The sequence below is a fragment of the Paenibacillus aceris genome (assembly GCF_017874035.1).
Lineage (GTDB): Bacteria > Bacillota > Bacilli > Paenibacillales > NBRC-103111 > Paenibacillus_E > Paenibacillus_E aceris.
The window spans coordinates 101,737-120,043 of sequence record NZ_JAGGKV010000012.1 but is presented as its reverse complement, the minus strand read 5'-3'; the positions used below and the strand labels follow the sequence as shown (position 1 = coordinate 120,043).

14 protein-coding genes are annotated in these 18,307 nt (G+C 50.2%); 8 read left to right on the top strand and 6 right to left on the bottom strand.

Features of this window, described 5'->3' with window-relative positions:
- The gene (locus J2Z65_RS21260; RefSeq protein WP_167051822.1) at window positions 1-231 is read left to right on the top strand and encodes a hypothetical protein; all 231 of its coding nucleotides are present in this window, start codon (window positions 1-3) and stop codon (window positions 229-231) included.
- A 36-nt stretch (window positions 232-267) separates the two neighbouring features.
- On the top strand, window positions 268-1,638 hold the full coding sequence (locus J2Z65_RS21255) for a GerAB/ArcD/ProY family transporter (protein WP_167051820.1): 1,371 nt from the start codon (window positions 268-270) through the stop codon (window positions 1,636-1,638).
- A gap of 48 nt (window positions 1,639-1,686) precedes the next feature.
- Here J2Z65_RS21255 and J2Z65_RS21250 read toward each other — a convergent pair whose 3' ends face one another.
- The gene (locus J2Z65_RS21250; RefSeq protein WP_167051818.1) at window positions 1,687-2,778 is read right to left on the bottom strand and encodes a ParM/StbA family protein; all 1,092 of its coding nucleotides are present in this window, start codon (window positions 2,776-2,778) and stop codon (window positions 1,687-1,689) included.
- Between the two features lie 201 nt (window positions 2,779-2,979).
- Between J2Z65_RS21250 and J2Z65_RS21245 the strand changes: the two genes are divergently transcribed.
- The 3 genes from J2Z65_RS21245 (at window position 2,980) to J2Z65_RS21235 (ending at window position 5,303) form a co-directional block, all read left to right on the top strand.
- Entirely contained in the window at window positions 2,980-4,005 is a 1,026-nt protein-coding gene (locus J2Z65_RS21245; RefSeq protein WP_167051816.1) for a M23 family metallopeptidase, read from the top strand.
- A gap of 5 nt (window positions 4,006-4,010) precedes the next feature.
- On the top strand, window positions 4,011-4,469 hold the full coding sequence (locus J2Z65_RS21240) for a bactofilin family protein (RefSeq protein ID WP_167051815.1): 459 nt from the start codon (window positions 4,011-4,013) through the stop codon (window positions 4,467-4,469).
- Window positions 4,470-4,568: 99 nt separating this feature from the next.
- Window positions 4,569-5,303, top strand: coding sequence for an HAD family hydrolase (locus J2Z65_RS21235; protein WP_167051813.1), 735 nt, complete (start codon window positions 4,569-4,571; stop codon window positions 5,301-5,303).
- 74 nt (window positions 5,304-5,377) lie between these two features.
- Here J2Z65_RS21235 and J2Z65_RS21230 read toward each other — a convergent pair whose 3' ends face one another.
- Both J2Z65_RS21230 and J2Z65_RS21225 read right to left on the bottom strand, forming a co-directional pair.
- The gene (locus tag J2Z65_RS21230; protein WP_167051811.1) at window positions 5,378-6,313 is read right to left on the bottom strand and encodes an ABC transporter permease; all 936 of its coding nucleotides are present in this window, start codon (window positions 6,311-6,313) and stop codon (window positions 5,378-5,380) included.
- Complete coding sequence (locus tag J2Z65_RS21225) at window positions 6,306-7,241, bottom strand: ABC transporter ATP-binding protein (protein WP_167051809.1); 936 nt, start codon at window positions 7,239-7,241, stop codon at window positions 6,306-6,308. The genes J2Z65_RS21230 and J2Z65_RS21225 overlap by 8 nt, the downstream gene beginning before the upstream one ends.
- A 136-nt stretch (window positions 7,242-7,377) precedes the next feature.
- On the opposite strand from J2Z65_RS21225, the gene J2Z65_RS21220 reads away from it, so the two are divergent.
- Both J2Z65_RS21220 and J2Z65_RS21215 read left to right on the top strand, forming a co-directional pair.
- On the top strand, window positions 7,378-8,580 hold the full coding sequence (locus J2Z65_RS21220) for a sensor histidine kinase (RefSeq protein ID WP_167051807.1): 1,203 nt from the start codon (window positions 7,378-7,380) through the stop codon (window positions 8,578-8,580).
- 94 nt (window positions 8,581-8,674) lie between these two features.
- Window positions 8,675-9,370: a response regulator gene (locus tag J2Z65_RS21215; protein WP_167051805.1), complete on the top strand. Its 696-nt coding sequence runs from the start codon at window positions 8,675-8,677 to the stop codon at window positions 9,368-9,370.
- A 350-nt stretch (window positions 9,371-9,720) separates the two neighbouring features.
- On the opposite strand, the gene J2Z65_RS21210 is transcribed toward J2Z65_RS21215, so the two are convergent.
- Complete coding sequence (locus J2Z65_RS21210; RefSeq protein WP_167051803.1) at window positions 9,721-10,194, bottom strand: hypothetical protein; 474 nt, start codon at window positions 10,192-10,194, stop codon at window positions 9,721-9,723.
- A 376-nt stretch (window positions 10,195-10,570) separates the two neighbouring features.
- Between J2Z65_RS21210 and J2Z65_RS21205 the strand changes: the two genes are divergently transcribed.
- Window positions 10,571-11,896, top strand: coding sequence for an MFS transporter (locus tag J2Z65_RS21205; protein WP_167051801.1), 1,326 nt, complete (start codon window positions 10,571-10,573; stop codon window positions 11,894-11,896).
- 179 nt (window positions 11,897-12,075) lie between these two features.
- Here J2Z65_RS21205 and J2Z65_RS21200 read toward each other — a convergent pair whose 3' ends face one another.
- Both J2Z65_RS21200 and gltB read right to left on the bottom strand, forming a co-directional pair.
- Complete coding sequence (locus J2Z65_RS21200; protein WP_167051799.1) at window positions 12,076-13,560, bottom strand: glutamate synthase subunit beta; 1,485 nt, start codon at window positions 13,558-13,560, stop codon at window positions 12,076-12,078.
- Window positions 13,561-13,628: 68 nt separating this feature from the next.
- Window positions 13,629-18,221, bottom strand: coding sequence for a glutamate synthase large subunit (gene gltB, locus J2Z65_RS21195; RefSeq protein ID WP_167051797.1), 4,593 nt, complete (start codon window positions 18,219-18,221; stop codon window positions 13,629-13,631).
- Window positions 18,222-18,307: the final 86 nt, after the last annotated feature.

The following is an 18,307-nucleotide window of genomic DNA, read 5'->3' as shown; positions in this document are numbered from 1 at the left end:
ATGGATGGCATCTTCATCTTATGTTTTCTAGTTACAATGGCGGGCTCACTGCTCATCGATCGCAGGATGCTGAAGCAAGAGAAAGGCTCGATCAAGATCACTTACGGGGTTTTTATCTTTCTCACCCTAGGCCTCTTCTTCAGCAAGTACATGCATTGGAAAATTCCCATGGCTTCGCGTTTCTTCATTCATACGGTTTCACCTTGGTTTGCTCAATTAATCGGCATCTAAGGATTACGGATTCAAGGGAAAAAGGCGGTAATCACCATGGATAACAAACAAGTGATCAATCAGCGGCAGCTCTCCTGGTTAGCTTCCTCCGTCATCACGAGCGGTGGGGTTCTAAGTTTACAAAATGTCCTGATCCGCATCTCCCAGATGGATGCCTGGTACAGTTATTTGCCGGCTGTTTTCTATGTATTCGGGGTGGCAAGCTTTTTTGGTTATATCACGAAAGTATACCCTCAAAAGCATATTTTCGAAATTTCCATTGAGGTGCTGGGCCGGGTAGGCGGAACGATCGTCAATCTGATTATGCTGTTTCATTTCTGGCAAATCGTGATGCGTGACATTTCGTCCGTTGCGAGATTCAGTACGACGCTGCTGCTTCATAATACACCGCTTGAAATATTAATCTTACTGCCTTGCCTCCTGCTCATTTATTTTGGTAAAAGCAGCGTGGAAGTCATCGCTCGGGTAAATGATCTGTTCTACCCACTCTTCGTCGTTTCCATACTGATCATGCCGCTCCTGCTGTCCAACGAGTTTTATTTCCGACTTGTTACGCCTGCGATGACCATGCCGATGCAGCATGTAGCCGCCGGTTCCCTGCTTACGCTCGGCAGCGCCGGTGACATCTTCATTCTTGGCGCCTTTCTTCATATGATGTCTAATGCCAACCAAGTCCGGTCATCCATCCGTCATGGATCACTGCTTGGCATTTTTCTGCTCACCTTGTCGATCTTCTTGATTCTGGTCGTTCTCGGACCCAAGATGCCGGGAAATTTTCTATATCCCCTATACAACTTGGTCCAAACGATTCATGTCACCGACTTTCTCGATCGGGTAGATCTCATCATTCTGATGATTTGGTACCCGACTATTGCTTGTAAGATTATCGCGATCTATATGGCGCTTCTGCTCGGCATTTCTTCTCTTCTGAACAAGCGCAACTATCCGACAATCAATAAGCCGGTAGCACTGTTCATGATCATCACGACGCATATGTCTTTCAAAAGCACAGCAGAACTGCTGACGTTCTCCAATTACAGTACGCCGGTCATCGTCCTTGCCTATCAACCTTTGGTCATGGTCATTATCACCCTGGCTGCTGCCCGGCAAAAGAAAAAACATCCGTCTACGAACAATCTTGCTTCCAGCGGACAGCATCCCGCCGTGAACCCGTCGCAGAAGATCGGCCGGCTAAGTCAGCAACTCTCGTACAGGCACTGGCTGTGGGGCGGAAATACGCTAATTATCTTGGCAGCCCTTTGCGTGTTAACGGGACTAACTTTCAGTAAATACCACTCCAGAATCGGAACCGTCTGCGCCGTCATTTTCGCCGTCTGCATGCTGTTGTCCGCCATTACGACTTATATGGAGGTGAGTCAGCTGAAGCAAGCGGAAGCCGGCAAATAACAGGGCGCAAAAAAAAAAGCACCTGATGGACAGGTGCTTGCACTTTTATTAGACAGGAGCTGTTTGAGCTAATCTACTTTTGGCCACCTTCAAATAGCCGTACATATTTAGGAATTCACTTTCACCTGCGAAACGCAATTTGAGTGAACCTGCTGCCTCTTGGATATAAGGTCTTAGGGCAGATGCACCTCCCCCTATGACGTAGAAGCACTGAATGTCCGGGTATTTGCGCCAACGCTTCTTGATCATTTCGATCATTCGCAAAGCAGCGCGCCGAAAATGCTGATCCACGATCGGCCGAATGTCCACTTGCCCTTCACCAAGCAATTGGATCGTGAAATTCCGATTCTTAATGCGCTGCACCAGTTTCGCACGGCTTGGAAACATATAGCCATAAGCATCTTCCACATCGCGAATAACCGCATCAAGATACGTCGCGATGCCAATTTGCTCGCCATGGCTGAAATGATTATCAATCGCCATGCGTTTGATGACAGGAAAGTCAGTGGTGAGCGCGCCAATTTCGCATACGCCGATACAACCGTTGTAAATTTCTTCGTCCTTCACTTGCAGGCTGTCATGCGTAGCCAAATGGAAAATAGCTGCGGCGCCTTCAATGGATACCGCTACCTTGCGGATGGACACTTTGATCTTGCGGTTATGTAATTGCGGTGTGGATAGAAACGTCACTTCATGCTCGCCAAGCAATCTTTGCTCGAATTGTTGATTGTACTTCGCGAATGCGCGGACGGGCAGACCCGTTCCCAGCGTATACTCGACTTCGTCCACACTGCCATATCCAGTGTTAAAAGCTTGATTCGTAAGACCTTGATAAGCCAGCGCCGTTAGCGCCACAATCAGGGATTGATCCGAAATCGCTTTATTATCGGTGTCTTCAAGTTCTTGGTTATCTTCGTGCTCCAGCGCGAGCTGACCGACGAAATAACGCTGATTTCTTTGTGAAAGAGAGGGACTGTAAATCATGACGTCTAGCGCTTTCCACGGGGAATCTTCTTCCTGCAACATATGCCTTTCGTAACCTGGCGCTATAATATTCGGGATGACTAACGGTTCCTTGGAACCATCCAGAACCAGCTTAATGCTGTCGTTACCAATATCAATACCTGCAAGCTTAATCATGATTGCCTCCACTCCAAATCTGCTGACTTTCCTGTAATTGTTAAGAAGATTCGATTATATCTGACACTATTCCTTCCTACTTTCGACTCATTTTGACTAGGACTACTAGGTATTAGGAAGGTTTTTATCGGATAATGACGAATGATGTTGTTAGAAACTATTTACCAAATTCAACCACGACAAGGAGACAAATTTGCCTTTATGAAGCTCAAATGGAAGCCCAAAAAACTGACGCTGGTCATCATACCCGATGCTAATCAATCGGTCGTCAGGTTTCGAGTACCCCATTTATTCGCTTACATCGCCGCAGCATGCTTCACTTTGCTGCTCCTTATTACACTTATTACATATGCTTTGCACGCACAAACCTCCAAAAAAGCCAATGCGCTGCAGGCTAAACTAAGTGGGGCGAACCAGCAATGGAACGCTACATTGACGTCCAAAGACAAGGCAATTGAAGAACTGCAAAATGAAGTGATTCAATTGTCCCAGCAAGCGGAGCAGATGAAAACAGAAGTCGAGGAAATGAAAAAATTTGAAAATGATCTCAAATCCATTGCCGGAATCGATGCAAACACTGAAGGCAAAGCCCTTGCCAGCGCATCATCTAACACGCAAGACAAACCCGCGGAGGAACAATCGTCCGTCGCGATCAGCGGAATAGGCGGAAGTCCTAATCCAGCTTCACAGGAAGCTATTATGAAGCTTGGCGAGCAGACTTTAGCTTCTTTTACCGCTCTTACCAGCGAAGTGAAAGAGCTGCAAACCAGCTTAACCGAAACAAAGCAAAAGGTTGCCGATAAACAGCACCTGCTCGCCATCACACCAACGCTGTTTCCGACGAATATCAAGGTCGTCACCTCGACGTTTGGTTACCGAACCGACCCCTTTACGCATCGCCCGAGCTTTCACTCCGGCATTGATTTCGGGGCCAGGGAAAATGATGCCGTCTACGCCACCGCTGACGGAAAGGTCGTCAGTACCGGGAAGGATATTTACCACGGCAATAACATCGTCATCGAGCATTCCAAGGGCTTGCGCACTTGGTATATGCATTTAAATAAAATCCTCGTCAATAACGGGGACAATGTGGTCAAAGGTAGTACCATAGGCCTAGTAGGCTCCACAGGGCGAAGCACTGGCGCCCATCTTCATTATGAAGTGCTTAAAAACGGGGAAAGCATTGATCCTAAACCTTATCTCAAAGCGAATCGAAAGGATGACTAGATACCATGTTTAAAGCTAAGAAAAACCTCATGAATATGAATCCGAATACGACCGATACGTTGATCGGAGAAGGCACCACCTTTGAAGGCCGAATTAAGTCCGAAGCCAGCATTCGCATTGAAGGCGGCATCACAGGGGATATCGAATGTGCCGGGGACGTCATCATCGGGGAGCGCGGTATAGTGAAATCCAATATTTCCGCCAGAGATGTCATTCTTGCAGGCAATGTTCATGGCAACGTCATCACCAAGGGCAAGCTGACGATTACGTCAACGGGCTCGCTGCAAGGTAATATTAGCGCAGCTTCCTTTATCATCGAAGAAGGCGGTCTCTTCCAAGGAAACAGCAAAATGGAGACAGCATCCGTTCCCGCTGCATCTCAGCCAAAAGGCGATCTGGATAACGGCAATCAGCCTGTACCCGCAGCAAATAGTCCTTATAAAGGCAATACCATTGCTATGTAAGAACTGGCGTCATCAAGGCTATCCTAGGAGATGCGATTGGAGCATGGTATAATAGTTGGAAATTCAATTCATTTCTAACTGATGCAGGAGACAGCGCCTATGAAAGAACAATCGATACTTTTTGATCTTGATGATACGTTAGTGCATTGCAATAAATATTTTGATGTCGTCATTGACCAGTTCGTCGATCTCATGCTTACCTGGTTTTCCGGGCATGGGCTTCACGCACAGGATATTAAACAAAAGCAGCTCCAAATCGATCTCGCCGGCATCCACATCCACGGCTTTATGCCGGAACGGTTTCCCAAATCGTTTGTTGAAACGTATCAATGGTTCAGCGAGCATTTTAACAGGAAAATGAGTGCCAAAGAGGAATCATGGCTGATGCAATTGGGCCATACGGTGTACGAGTACACCGTCGAGCCTTATCCGCAAATGAATGAAACACTGGAGCAGCTGCAGCAAGCTGGGCATCGTTTATTTCTGTACACAGGCGGCGAAGCTTCGATTCAAATGAAAAAGGTGAAAGATTTGAGCTTAGACACCTATTTTCATGACCGAATCTTTGTTACGGTGCATAAGACCAGAGAATTCATGGAAACGATCATGCATGAACAAGGCTTTGACCGCAAACATACGTGGATGATCGGCAATTCGGTCAAAACGGATGTACTGCCTGCCCTTCATGCCGGCATCCACTCCATTCATATTCCTGTCGAGCAGGACTGGGCCTACAATACAGGAACGATTGATATCGCGCCTCAAGGTGCGTTCTATCAGCTTAATTCCCTGCAGGAAGTTCCTGCTGCCATTCAGTCTTATATTAAGAAGTAAAAATAAGCAGACACGAAAAGACGATTCCAAAGGTATAACTCACCTTAAGAATCGTCTTTTTGTGTCTTTGGAGCCTACGCGGCCACATCGCGTCTGCGGAATATTTCCCAGGAAAGGATATTGAATAGCAGGAAGTAGAAAACGAGCACGGCAATCGAGAACCCAAGGGACATTCCTTCCGCAATCGGCTGACCCTCCAAATAGGGCGTGAGATCCGTATTGGCGAACAAGAAGTATTTACCCCAGCTGTATCTTAGAAGCAGCATGGCGATTACCTGCCCCGCAAACATAATAAAGATACTGAGACCGATGGCCAAGGAGGAGCTGCGGAATACCGTTGAGATCATAAAGGCGAGCGTCACGATCATCACGAGTTCTATCAGCTTCAGTCCGTATGTGGCGAACGTATAGACCAGCATGCTCCCTTCATGAACTTGCCCCGCCGCATCCACGGTCAAGTGCGGTAGACTAATATTTTGAAAGCCATATAAGAAGCCATTTACAATGATGGCCGTGATAAACATCACGATTAACAAAGTGGCAGCGAACAGAAGCGTTGTTACATACTTGGCTAAAAGAATCTTAGCGCGGCTGGCTGGGCGAATCAATAGCAGCTTAATCGTCCCCCAGGTGAACTCGCCAGCCACCATATCACCCGCAATGATGACGGTAAACAGGGTCACTAAAACAATTAGTCCCGATGCGCGCAATGCTCCGCCCCAGAGGGTATTATCGGCAGGCGGGTAATCATGGTCCAGCATATACTGCTGAAGCACCATGTCTTCCTTCATCTTCTGTTTAAATTTATCCGGTAAGTCGGTACTTTCCAACTCTTTCTTGTTATGCTCGATCGTATCGGCTGCCCGGGCCTTCCAGTTATCGTTGGCATCCGTTCCCGGATGTGACACAAGCGCAGCCATAACCACAATAATGATCAACAGCAGGGCCAGAATCCATGTGCGCAGCCTGCGATAAATTTTCATCTGTTCATTTTGAATTAAATTAAGCAATCGGGTCACTTCCCGTCATCTCTAAGAATTGATCTTCCAACGACTTGGTGGCTGCTCGAATTCCGTAAACCGCAATCCCTGCCTCAACAAATCGTCTATTCCATAAGGCGGTTTCTTCCCTATCCAGCATCAGGATGAGATCCTTGCCTGCCACTTCGGCTTCAGTGGAGTGAGCTGCCGCCAAAGCCAATGCCTGATCCAGCGACGCCACTTCAAAAGCAACATGAAGCTTGCCATCCGACCTAGCATACTCATTGATCAGTCTAACGTCTACCAGCTTCCCGTTCTGGATAATCGCAACCCGATCGCACATCAGTTCCATCTCCGAAAGTAAATGGCTGGACACAATGACGGATATGCCATCCTCACGTGTCAGCTTGCGCAAATGATCGCGCAGCTCGCGAATGCCGGCTGGATCCAATCCGTTCGTAGGCTCGTCCAGAATGAGCACATCCGGCTTATGCAGCAAAGCCTGCGCGATCCCCAACCTTTGGCGCATGCCCAAGGAGTACGTTTTCACCTTGTCATAAATGCGATTTTCCATGCCCACAAGCGCTATGACCTCTTCAATACGGTCCTCGCCAATACCCGGAAACATTCTGGCGTAATGAACCAAATTGTGGTACCCGCTCAGAAATTTATACATCTCCGGATTTTCTACAATGGCCCCGACATGACGAATCGCTTGCTCAAAATGGGTCCGAATCGAATACCCGCCAATCCGGATATCCCCTTCCGTGATCGACATGAGTCCGACCATCATGCGGATGGTTGTCGTTTTGCCCGCCCCATTGGGGCCGAGAAATCCAAAAACCTCGCCTCGCGGGACGTCGAAGGTTAACTGATCAATAATCGTTTTCGCACCGATTCGTTTCGTAATCCGCTCAATTTGTATAATCGGGGATTGGTCATCCACTGCTGCCGTCATCTTTCATCACTCCCTAACGCTGTAAGTCATAAGAGTCATACACAATGCTGCTGACAATATGACTGCGCTCACTATGGTTTTTTCAAACAATTATGTACAATGTTCTTATACGAGTTTACCTAAAAGGAGTTCCTCTATGATTCAAAAAAGACCGTGGCATGGCGTGGAGTGGTCCTTATTTATCGTTTTGACCGGCTCTGTGCTGCTTGGCCTGCTCTACGCGCTGCTCCATATGAATGAAAATGAGCTCGGTAACATTTTTCTAACGATCGCTGCCCTGCTTCTTTCTTATGGCGTTCCTTTTCTTTTCTGGAGACCTAACTATATCAATACGACCTGCTACCCGATTTCTGTCCTCCTCACAGGCATTCCGCTACAAATCTATCTATCATGGATGCAGGAAGATGCATACCTTACTATTAATTGCCCATTAATGGTCATTGGATTCCTTACCGATCGAAAAAATGCTTGGTGGGCCGTTCCCATTTCGTTGGTCGTGATGCCTGTCGCCTATTTCTTGATCCTTCACCGGGGGATGGGGGTTGGCGAATTGTTTAGCATTATCCTAAATGGGGTGCTCTTCTTCGCCATCGGGCTCAGCTTGCAGAGGGTTGTGACCTCCAACGAAAAAACGGAGAAGCTGCTGGCGGAGAATCAACGTCAATACTATTTGATCCATGAGCAAAATAACGCGCTAGAGCAATACGCCAACCAAATCGAACAGTTGACGCTGCTCGAGGAACGCAACCGGATGGCGCGCGAGCTGCATGATACTGTTGGACATACGTTTACTTCCGTCATTATGGGCATGGACGCTGTTTCCTATCTGATTGAAGCCGCCCCTGACAAAGCCAAAGAAAAACTGGACGTCCTGCGGGGCGTAACTCGCAACGGCTTGGAAGAAGTACGGCGCAGCATTCATCAAATGGTGCCCAAAGAGGGCGATATGCTGCTCTCGCAGCAATTAACAAGACTCGCCAACGAGTTCGCCCTGCATACCGGTACCCAAATACGCTTTACGACCGTAGGCGAGGAATTTGAAATTCCGAAACAAACCAAACTCTCTCTCATACGCTGCCTGCAGGAATCATTAACGAATGCCAAGCGGCATGGCCGAGCCACTTCTGTCGATATCACGCTAAGCTATACCGGTGATCGGGTAGGCATCCGCATTGAGGATGATGGCGTCGGAACAGAGCAGCTCAAAGTCGGCTTCGGCATCAATGCGATGCAAGAGCGGATCTTTGCGCTCCAGGGTACCTTGCAGGTTAGCTCAGCCGTCGGTCAGGGGACTGTTGTAGAGTGCTCCATTCCCGCTAAGCGCTGGGTGGTACAATAACTATGTAGATAATACAACATTAGCAAGCAACGGGTGGTACAATGAACATATAGATACCACAACATTAGCAAGCAACGCTTAGGAGGAATTCCGCATGAACCCAACTCCGTTGAAACTTCTCCTGGTCGATGATCAGGATTTAATACGAGAAAGCCTGCATATCGTACTCGGGATGGACCCGGACATTGAAGTCGTGGGCTTGGCCGAGAACGGCCACATCGCAATCCAACAATGCGAACAACATTGCCCTGATGTAGTCCTGATGGACATTCACATGCCCGTTATGGACGGGGTCGAAGCAACCCGTAAGATCAAAACGGCATGGCCGCAAATACGCGTCATTATCCTGACCACCTTTCAGGATATCACTTATGTTGTTGACGCCTTGGGAGCGGGAGCCGAAGGTTATCTGCTCAAGGCCATTCATCCGAAGGATTTGGCCGCCGGCATTAAATGGGTGCACCAAGGCGGCACCCTCATCCCCCAGGACATCGCGCGAATGCTTGTCCAGCAAGCCAAGGGCGCTGCTGACCCTGCCACTCGCGATTCCGATGTGTCTCGGCATGCCGGCGAGGAACTGCCTGCCCGCACAGACGCTTACGGACTGAGCGAGCGCGAGGTACAGGTGCTTCACTGCATCGCCGATGGCTTGAACAACAAGGAGATCGCCGAGAAGCTTTTTTTGTCCGAAGGTACGGTGAAAAACTACATTTCCAGCATTTACTCCAAAATGGACGTTCGCGACCGTGTGCAAGCCTCCAAAAAAGCGCATGAGGAAGGGATGCTGTAGATCTAAGCGCAGTGCGAAACGATAACAAAAACAGCGATACAAGTTCTATACTTGTACCGCTGTTTTTGTGCTGCTCGCTTTCGGGGCAGCATACCCTATGTGCCAAATCCGCGCCTTCGCTGCTGCAACCATCGTTCTTGCCGATAAAGGAACTACAGGACTTTATTTTGGAAAAACCAGCCATGCTCGCGTTCCAAGGGGAACTACAGGGCCTTATTTGCCCTCGGATAGCTATAATTAGCCGATTAGCATCAGAATAGCGGATCCTAGTTCCCAATCACCTTCCAAATGGCTGTTTTGGGGGCAAATAGCGGACCGTCGTTCCCCCGACGCAAGTCGCGCAGCTTTGACTATTCGAAAAGCCTCTCGAGGAAGCCTTTTTTTCTTTTCCGGATTTTACGGTAACTTTTCACTCGGGAATACATGGGCTGCGGCTCTTCCGCCTGTGCCGGTCCTTCCGAATAAAGCGTCAACATGTTTGAAGAAGCCTCTTGTGCTTCCTTCAACTCTATTCGTTCTACAGCTACCGGAACATCCTGCCTGGCCGTAACTCGATGTACAATCTGCTCATAGAGTTTGTTTTCCATTTGATACTTCATCTGCCGCAGCATCTGGTCCTGCTGCTTATCATGGAGTTCAAGGTGCTCATGAAGCTGAGCTTGCAGATCAGCCACCTGCCGCGCGAGCAGCCGGACTGCTTTTTGCAGAGCATTCACATGCCGTTCCCCAAGCGGTTCATCTGCGTCAAACTCAAGAGAGTCCTCGCCATTTTCTGCTAACAGCACACTCAGCTCTGCCGGCGTCATGAGATTCTCTTTCTTCATGTGCACCCTCCATTTCCGTTTCGTACAGCCTAGTTCAATGCTGCTTACTTCATCCTATTGTACATGAAGTTGAGGAAATGTTCACGTTTATCTGTTCCAGTAAAGATGTTTCATCGTCCAAAGATTGTGTTGGCTCATTCGCCATGATAAGTTTTTTGACAACCGTCCTTCTACACACAGACCTTCAGCTGAGTAAATTCTTCATCCCCCATTGACTTCCAAACACGCATCTACTATCCTTGGGCTTACTGAACCAATGAATCTACCAAGGATAAACGACTTCGTCGCCCTTTAGGACGAGCGTGTTTTCAAGGTAGATGCGAAGCAAAGTATAAAGCTTATACTTACTTATCTACTAAAGAAGGAGCAAACTTCTATGCAAATCGAAGCTCCGATTCCCAAAAAGCCACGCATGTTCGACCAGTTTCTGATTCCTTTCGTTAAGTCGCGTGCCTTCCCCTATTTATGGCTCAGCCAGCTTATTTCCATGCTCGGGGGCTCCGTTACAACCGTCATTTTACCAATGGTCGTTTATTCGCTCACAGGGTCAACAACGATGATGGGGCTGGTCATGACTGCCTATATGCTGCCTTATGTCCTCATGCTCCCCCTGTCGGGATGGATTGTTGATCGATATGATCGAGTGAAGATCATGATGCTTTCCGATCTCGTCCGCTTCATCGTCATGCTGGCTATTGCAGCGTTTATTTTCTCAGACACCTTGTCCATCCACATGCTTTTCGGATTAGTAGGTATCTACGGCCTCATGGAAGGGCTTTTTCATCCTGCCTATTCAGCAGTACGCGCAACCGTATTCACTCCGGACATTCGCAATGCCGCCAACGCGCTTACGCAAATGAGCAATCAAGGCGTTAGGATTATTGGCCCCGTCTTAGGCGGGATCATTGTTTCTTCTGTATCCGCCAGCTACGGATTCAGCTTAGATGCGTTAACGTATCTAATTTCCTATCTATGCCTACTGCTGCTCGTAAAAAAATCACTATACGCAAGCAGTAAAGCTGAACCGGCCAAAGCTAATGGTGAGAGTAGAGCTGCGGTTCATGCCGATGCAAATCATACAAATGCCAAATCCACCTTCTCGTGGAAGCGCGAGTTTCTAGAGGGCATTAAGATCCTTAAAGGTCACCCTTGGCTTTGGATCACGATTCTGGCCTTCTGTTTCATTAATATTTGCTACAACGGCATTATTGTCATTCTGGTCCCTTGGCTGTTCAAAGTACATTTGGGGCTCGATCCATTGATGTACGGGATTGGGATTACTTGCTCAGGTGCAGGAGCTATTGCAGCCGCCATTATCTTTGGTTCCAAAACGAAATGGCATCACCGTGGAATATTTGCCTATGGCGCTGTGATTCTAAGCGGGGCTGCACTGCTGGTGATGCCTTTTACAACGGAGCCGATCCCGCTCTGCCTACTCATGGCCGTTGAAGGCTTTGGGCTCATGATCTTCGGGCTCATCTGGGAGACCAGCTTGCAGGAGCTTGTACCTCCGGAAGCTTTTGGACGGGTGGTCAGTCTGGATTTATTGGGCTCTTTTGCCTTACTGCCGCTGAGCTACTTCCTTGTGGGCTGGATTGCCGATCAAATCGGAGGCGTGATCACCATCACGATATTTGCTTCAATCGGCCTGGCCATTGTCGGCAGTGTGCTTTGTGTGCCGGCCATTCGCCGGTTTCAGTAGGAACAGACAGCATAAAGTGCAGGTCTTTGAGCCAAACAAGCCATCGACTGTGTTTGGATATGTTTGAGGTCATTTCAAGGCATATAACGAACGTGAGTGCGTTACATCCAAAAAAGGCAGAGCCCCCAACCCAAGGGACTCTGCCTTTCATTGCCTTTTCACTGCCTTTTCCCTACAACCTATGGCAAATTCGATGACCCCATCAAATAACGGTCAACCTCACGAGCCACCGCGCGCCCCTCGTTGATCGCCCAGACAACAAGGCTTTGCCCGCGACGCATGTCTCCAGCGGCAAATACGCCTTCGACACTCGTCGCAAACTTGCCGTACTCCGCTTTCGCGTTGGAGCGCTCGTCTTTGACGACGCCGAGCTGATCCAGCACCGTGTTCTCCGGTCCTGTGAAGCCCATCGCGATCAGCACCAACTGCGCCGGATACACTTTCTCGCTGCCCGGCACTTCCACAGGGACGAACGCACCTTTCTCGTTCTTCTGCCACTCGATCAGCACCGTGTGCAGCTCTTTCAAGTTGCCGTGCTCATCCCCTACGAATTTCTTCGTGTTGATTAAGTACTGGCGCGGATCCTCGCCTTGAACTGCCGCTGCCTCTTGCTGGCCGTAGTCTACTTTGAGAACTTTCGGCCACTCCGGCCAAGGATTGTTCGCCGGTCGCGTCTCCGGGGACTTCGGCATGATCTCGAACTGCGTCACGCTTTTGCACTTGTGGCGCAAAGAAGTGCCCACACAGTCCGTTCCCGTATCGCCGCCACCGATTACGATAACGTCTTTGCCTTCCGCGGAGATAAATTCACCGTCGGCATGTTCGGAATCCAGCAAGCTTTTCGTGTTCTTGCTGAGGAATTCCATCGCCAGGTGAACACCGCCCAGCTCGCGGCCTTCAATCGGAAGGTCGCGACCCTTGGTGGCTCCGCCGCACAGCACGATGGCATCGAACTCCTCTTGAAGCTTCTCAATCGGATAGTTCACACCGACGTGAGCGCCGGTAATGAATGTGACCCCTTCCGCTTCAAGCAGATCTACACGGCGCTGGACGTACTTTTTGTCCAGCTTCATGTTCGGGATGCCGTACATAAGCAGGCCACCTACGCGGTCCGCGCGCTCGAACACGGTAACCCAGTGCCCGGCCTTGTTCAGCTGCGCTGCGGCAGCGAGTCCGGATGGACCCGAGCCTACAACGGCAACCTTTTTCCCTGTGCGCACTTCCGGCGGCTCCGGTCTGATCCAGCCTTCGGCAAAGCCTTTATCAATAATGGCTTTCTCGATGCTTTTGATCGTGACAGGCGTGTCTTTGAGACCCACTGTACAGGAACCTTCACATGGCGCTGGGCAAACACGGCCTGTAAATTCAGGGAAGTTATTCGTCTTATGCAGACGGTCCAGAGCCTCCCTCCATTGCCCGCGATACACCAAATCATTCCATTCCGGAATAAGATTGTTGACCGGACAGCCTGCTGCCATACCGCTGATCAAAGCCCCTGTGTGGCAAAACGGAATGCCGCAATCCATACATCTTGAACCTTGCGTCTGCAATTTATCATCCGTGAGCGGCGTCGCAAACTCTTTCCAATGGCCAATTCGGACCAATGGAGCGGCTTCGGTTGCCACTTCACGGCGATGCTCTATAAAACCGGTTGGTTTACCCATGAACGTTTAGTCCCTCCTAAGAGTTTTGCTTCAGCAAAACTTACGTCGTAAGCCTCTGCTCTGATTCGTTAGTTTCCACCGACACGGGAAACATCCCGCATGTTCGCCTCGAAAGCAACCATAATCGCTTCCTGCTGGCCCAGCCCGGAGCGTTTCACCTTCTCGATGGCATCAAACATCCGCTTGTAGTCCTTCGGTATGACCTTTACGAACTTCCAAACGTATTCATCCCAGTGCTGTATGACGCGGTGGGCAACGCTGCTATCCGTAAATGTAGCATGATGCTGAATCATCGTTTTCAGTTCGTTCATTTCAAATACTTCCTCAACCTGCTCAAGATGAATCATCTCTTTGTTCACCTTGTCGGCAAAATCGCCTTTCTCATCAAGGACATAGGCAATTCCGCCTGACATCCCGGCAGCAAAGTTGCGGCCTGTCGATCCTAGAACAACGACGCGACCGCCTGTCATGTATTCACAACCATGGTCGCCCACGCCTTCGACAACTGCGCGCACGCCGCTGTTTCTTACACAGAAGCGTTCGCCAGCAATGCCTCGAATGTAAGCATCGCCATCCGTAGCGCCGTAGAAAGCCGTATTCCCGATGATCACATTCTCTTCTGGCACAAAAGAGGACTGGGCAGGCGGGAAAATGGCCAGCTTACCGCCGGATAACCCTTTACCCACATAGTCGTTGGCGTCGCCTTCCAGCGAGAGCGTAATCCCCTTAGGCACGAAAGCGCCGAAGCTTTGGCCGGCCGAGCCGTTAAAGTGAAGGCGGATCGTATCGTGAGGCAAGCCCTCGACGCCATGACGGCGAGTGACTTCACTGCCCACAATCGTTCCGACAACACGATTCGTGTTTGCGATCGGCAAGATCGCATGTACATGCTCTTTGCGTTCGATCGCAGGCTCGCAAATATCGAGCAGCTTCGAAACGTCCAGCGAGCGGTCCAAGCCGTGATCCTGAGCCATTTGGCAGAAGCGGCCCACGTCCTCGCCGACATCCGGCTGGTGCAGAAGCGGCGACAAATCAACGCCTTTGGCTTTCCAGTGCGCTACGGCTTGCTTCGACTCAAGCACATCCGTACGGCCAACCATTTCCTCAATGGTACGGAAGCCAAGCTCCGCCATCAGCTCGCGCACATCCTGCGCGATGAAGGTCATGAAATTCACGACATGCTGCGGATCGCCGGCAAATTTCTTGCGCAGCTCCGGATTTTGCGTAGCCACCCCAACCGGACATGTATCCAGATGGCACACGCGCATCATGACGCAGCCAATTGTAATGAGCGGAGTCGTCGCGAAGCCGAACTCCTCGGCACCGAGCAGCGCAGCCACGACAACGTCGCGCCCTGTCATCAGCTTGCCGTCCGTCTCGACGGTGATACGGCTGCGCAGGTTATTGAGCACGAGTGTCTGATGCGTTTCCGCCAGACCGAGCTCCCAAGGTAGTCCCGCGTGACGAATACTCGTCTGCGGTGACGCGCCCGTTCCTCCGTCGTAGCCGGAAATAAGGACGACGTCCGCCTTCCCTTTGGCTACGCCGGCAGCGATGGTGCCAACGCCGACCTCGGATACCAGCTTCACGCTGATACGTGCGCGCGGATTGGCATTCTTGAGATCGTGGATCAGCTCTGCGAGATCCTCGATCGAATAAATGTCGTGATGCGGCGGCGGCGAAATCAAACCTACGCCTGGCGTAACGCCCCGAACCTCGGCCACCCAAGGGTACACCTTGGTACCCGGGAGCTGACCGCCCTCGCCGGGCTTCGCGCCCTGCGCCATCTTGATCTGAATCTCGTCCGCGTTGACGAGATAATGGCTCGTGACGCCGAAGCGGCCGGACGCCACCTGCTTGATCGCGCTGCGGCGCAGGTCGCCGTTCGCATCCGGCGTGAAGCGCTCCGGATGCTCGCCTCCCTCGCCGGTGTTGCTCTTGCCGCCGATGCGGTTCATCGCAATCGCAATCGTCTCATGCGCTTCTTTGGAGATAGAGCCATAGGACATGGCTCCCGTCTTGAAGCGCCTAAAAATCGACTCGATCGGCTCCACCTCTTCGATCGGGATCGGCTGACGGCCTTCCTTGAAGGTCAGAAGCCCGCGCAGCGCCATATATTTCTCATCTTCGCGCTTGATGAGCTTAGAGAAATTCTTATACATCGCGTAGTTGTTCGTACGAACCGCCGATTGAAGGGCATGCACCGTTTCCGGCGTGTAGAGATGATCTTCTCCATCCCGGCGCCACTGCAAGTCACCGCCCGTATCGAGCACCTTATCGCGCCCCTCTTGCTCAGAGAAAGCGCGGGTGTGGCGAAGCACCGCTTCCTTAGCCACAACCTCGATGCCTATGCCGCCAACAGGCGTATACGTCCATGTAAAATACGTATCGACCAGCTCTTGGCTGAGGCCGATCGCTTCGAAAATTTGCGCCCCACGATAGCTTTGAATCGTGGAAATGCCCATTTTCGCCAAAACTTTCACGACGCCCTTCGTCACTGCCTTGATGTAATTATAGGTAGCTTTATCATGATCAACGCCGGTAAGCTGATTGCGTCTAATCATGTCATCTAATGTTTCGAGCGCCAGATACGGATTGATCGCGCCTGCGCCATAGCCAAGCAGTAAAGCAAAATGATGCACTTCACGCGGTTCCCCGGACTCGACAAGCAAGCTCACTTTGGTCCGTGTGCCTTGGCGAATCAAATGGTGATGAAGCCCTGACGTCGCTAGCAGCGCTGGAATCGGCGCTTTTGTAACGTCCAAGCCGCGGTCTGACAAAATTAACAAGGAAGCTCCGTCCTGAATCGCCGCATCTGCCGCTGCATAGAGAGCTTGCATCGCATCTTCCAGTCCCGCCGTACCTTGCGAGGCTTCGAAAAGTGTAGGCAAGGTAACCGTTTTGAAGCCCTCACGCTGAATGTGGCGCAGCTTCGCCAGCTCTTCATTTGAGAGGAACGGCGTTTTCAAACGAATTTGGCGGCAGCTGGCCGGTTCAGGACTAATGAGGTTACGCTCTGGCCCGATCGTTGTGCCCTGCGCCGTAATAATTTCTTCGAAGTTCGCATCGATCGGCGGGTTAGTTACCTGCGCGAACAACTGCTTGAAGTAGTTATACAGCAGCTGCGGACGGTCGGACAGCACAGCCAGCGGTGTATCCGTACCCATTGAACCAATGGGGTCCACGCCCGTTTTGGGCATTGGTTCTAGAATTTTGCGCAGCTGCTCAAATGTGTAGCCAAATGCTTGCTGGCGCTGCAATACCGTGTCATGATCGGAACCAAGCACAAGTGGCGCATCGTCCAGATCTTCGAGCGACACAAGATGCTCATTCAGCCAATCGCGATAGGGCTGCTCGCTGGCAATACCGTTCTTTATTTCCTCATCGGTTACAATACGGCCTTCAACGGTATCAACAAGCAGCATTCGTCCTGGTCTGAGGCGGTCTTTGTACAAAATTCGCTCAGGCTCAATATCCAAAACACCAACTTCAGAAGCCAGTACGATCAAATCGTCCGTCGTTACGTAGTAACGCGAAGGACGCAGGCCGTTGCGGTCTAGGATGGCACCGATCTGACTGCCGTCGGTGAAAGCAATTGCAGCAGGTCCATCCCAGGGCTCCATGAGTGTGCTGTGATACTCGTAGAATGCTTTTTTGGTGTCATCCATGGATTCATGCTTGGACCATGGCTCAGGAACCATCATCATCGCCGCATGAGGCAAAGAGCGACCTGAAAGCATCAGGAATTCGAGCGTATTATCAAACATTTGCGAATCAGAGCCATCAGTATCAATAATAGGAAGAATGCGTTTGAAATCTTCGCCAAATAGTTCCGAATCGCACATCGCCTGACGCGCATACATCCAGTTCACATTTCCCCGCAGCGTATTGATTTCGCCGTTATGAATGAGATAGCGGTATGGATGCGCACGCTCCCAGCTTGGGAATGTATTCGTACTGAAACGGGAGTGAACGAGTGCAAGCGCAGACTCCACCTTAGCGTCTTGTAATTCAACGTAATATGCGTCGACCTGCTCAGGCGTCAACATCCCTTTATAAACAATTGTTCTGCTAGACAAGCTAGAATAGTAAAATTGGGTGTCATGAAGCGACGCTTTGATAGCGTTTTCAGATAGTTTACGTATAACATACAGCTTCCGTTCAAAATCGAGATTGCTCGCCACACCCGCGCTTTCTCCAATAAATACTTGGCGTACGAAAGGTTCTGCCGATTTCGCGGATTCTCCAAGTGAGCTGTTATCTGTAGGAACAGTTCGCCAACCTAAGAATTGCTGCCCTTCCTCGCTAACAATGCGCTCAATGATTTTCTCGCATGCTTGGCGCGCCTCCAAATCCTGAGGCAAATAGACCATACCCACACCATAGTGCCCTGCTGCAGGAAGCTTGATGTTCTCCTCCGCACAAGCAACTTGGAGATACGTATCCGGAATTTGCATCAAAATGCCCGCTCCGTCGCCCGTGTTCTGCTCACTGCCTTGACCACCGCGATGATCTAAATTGCAAAGTACACGAAGCGCTTGCTTGACGATTTCATGCGATTTCACGCCTTTAATATTCGCTACAAAGCCAATACCGCAGGCATCACGCTCGAACTGAGGATCGTACAATCCTTGTTTGGGAGGTAACCCGTTTTTGGTCATGTTGTGCAACCTTTCTTTTCTGGTTTTTGGACTCACTTTGTCCAATGTACGCTTTAAAGTATTAAATTGTCGAAACGTGGTGACTC

Coding starts and splice junctions, on each gene's coding strand:
- J2Z65_RS21220 (WP_167051807.1), top strand. CDS start 7,378: ATGATTCAAAAAAGACCGTGGCATGGCGTGGAGTGGTCCTTATTTATC.
- J2Z65_RS21260 (WP_167051822.1), top strand. CDS start 1: ATGGATGGCATCTTCATCTTATGTTTTCTAGTTACAATGGCGGGCTCA.
- J2Z65_RS21205 (WP_167051801.1), top strand. CDS start 10,571: ATGCAAATCGAAGCTCCGATTCCCAAAAAGCCACGCATGTTCGACCAG.
- J2Z65_RS21250 (WP_167051818.1), bottom strand. CDS start 2,778: ATGATTAAGCTTGCAGGTATTGATATTGGTAACGACAGCATTAAGCTG.
- J2Z65_RS21255 (WP_167051820.1), top strand. CDS start 268: ATGGATAACAAACAAGTGATCAATCAGCGGCAGCTCTCCTGGTTAGCT.
- J2Z65_RS21215 (WP_167051805.1), top strand. CDS start 8,675: ATGAACCCAACTCCGTTGAAACTTCTCCTGGTCGATGATCAGGATTTA.
- J2Z65_RS21235 (WP_167051813.1), top strand. CDS start 4,569: ATGAAAGAACAATCGATACTTTTTGATCTTGATGATACGTTAGTGCAT.
- J2Z65_RS21200 (WP_167051799.1), bottom strand. CDS start 13,560: ATGGGTAAACCAACCGGTTTTATAGAGCATCGCCGTGAAGTGGCAACC.
- J2Z65_RS21245 (WP_167051816.1), top strand. CDS start 2,980: ATGAAGCTCAAATGGAAGCCCAAAAAACTGACGCTGGTCATCATACCC.
- J2Z65_RS21240 (WP_167051815.1), top strand. CDS start 4,011: ATGTTTAAAGCTAAGAAAAACCTCATGAATATGAATCCGAATACGACC.
- gltB (WP_167051797.1), bottom strand. CDS start 18,221: ATGACCAAAAACGGGTTACCTCCCAAACAAGGATTGTACGATCCTCAG.
- J2Z65_RS21225 (WP_167051809.1), bottom strand. CDS start 7,241: ATGACGGCAGCAGTGGATGACCAATCCCCGATTATACAAATTGAGCGG.
- J2Z65_RS21210 (WP_167051803.1), bottom strand. CDS start 10,194: ATGAAGAAAGAGAATCTCATGACGCCGGCAGAGCTGAGTGTGCTGTTA.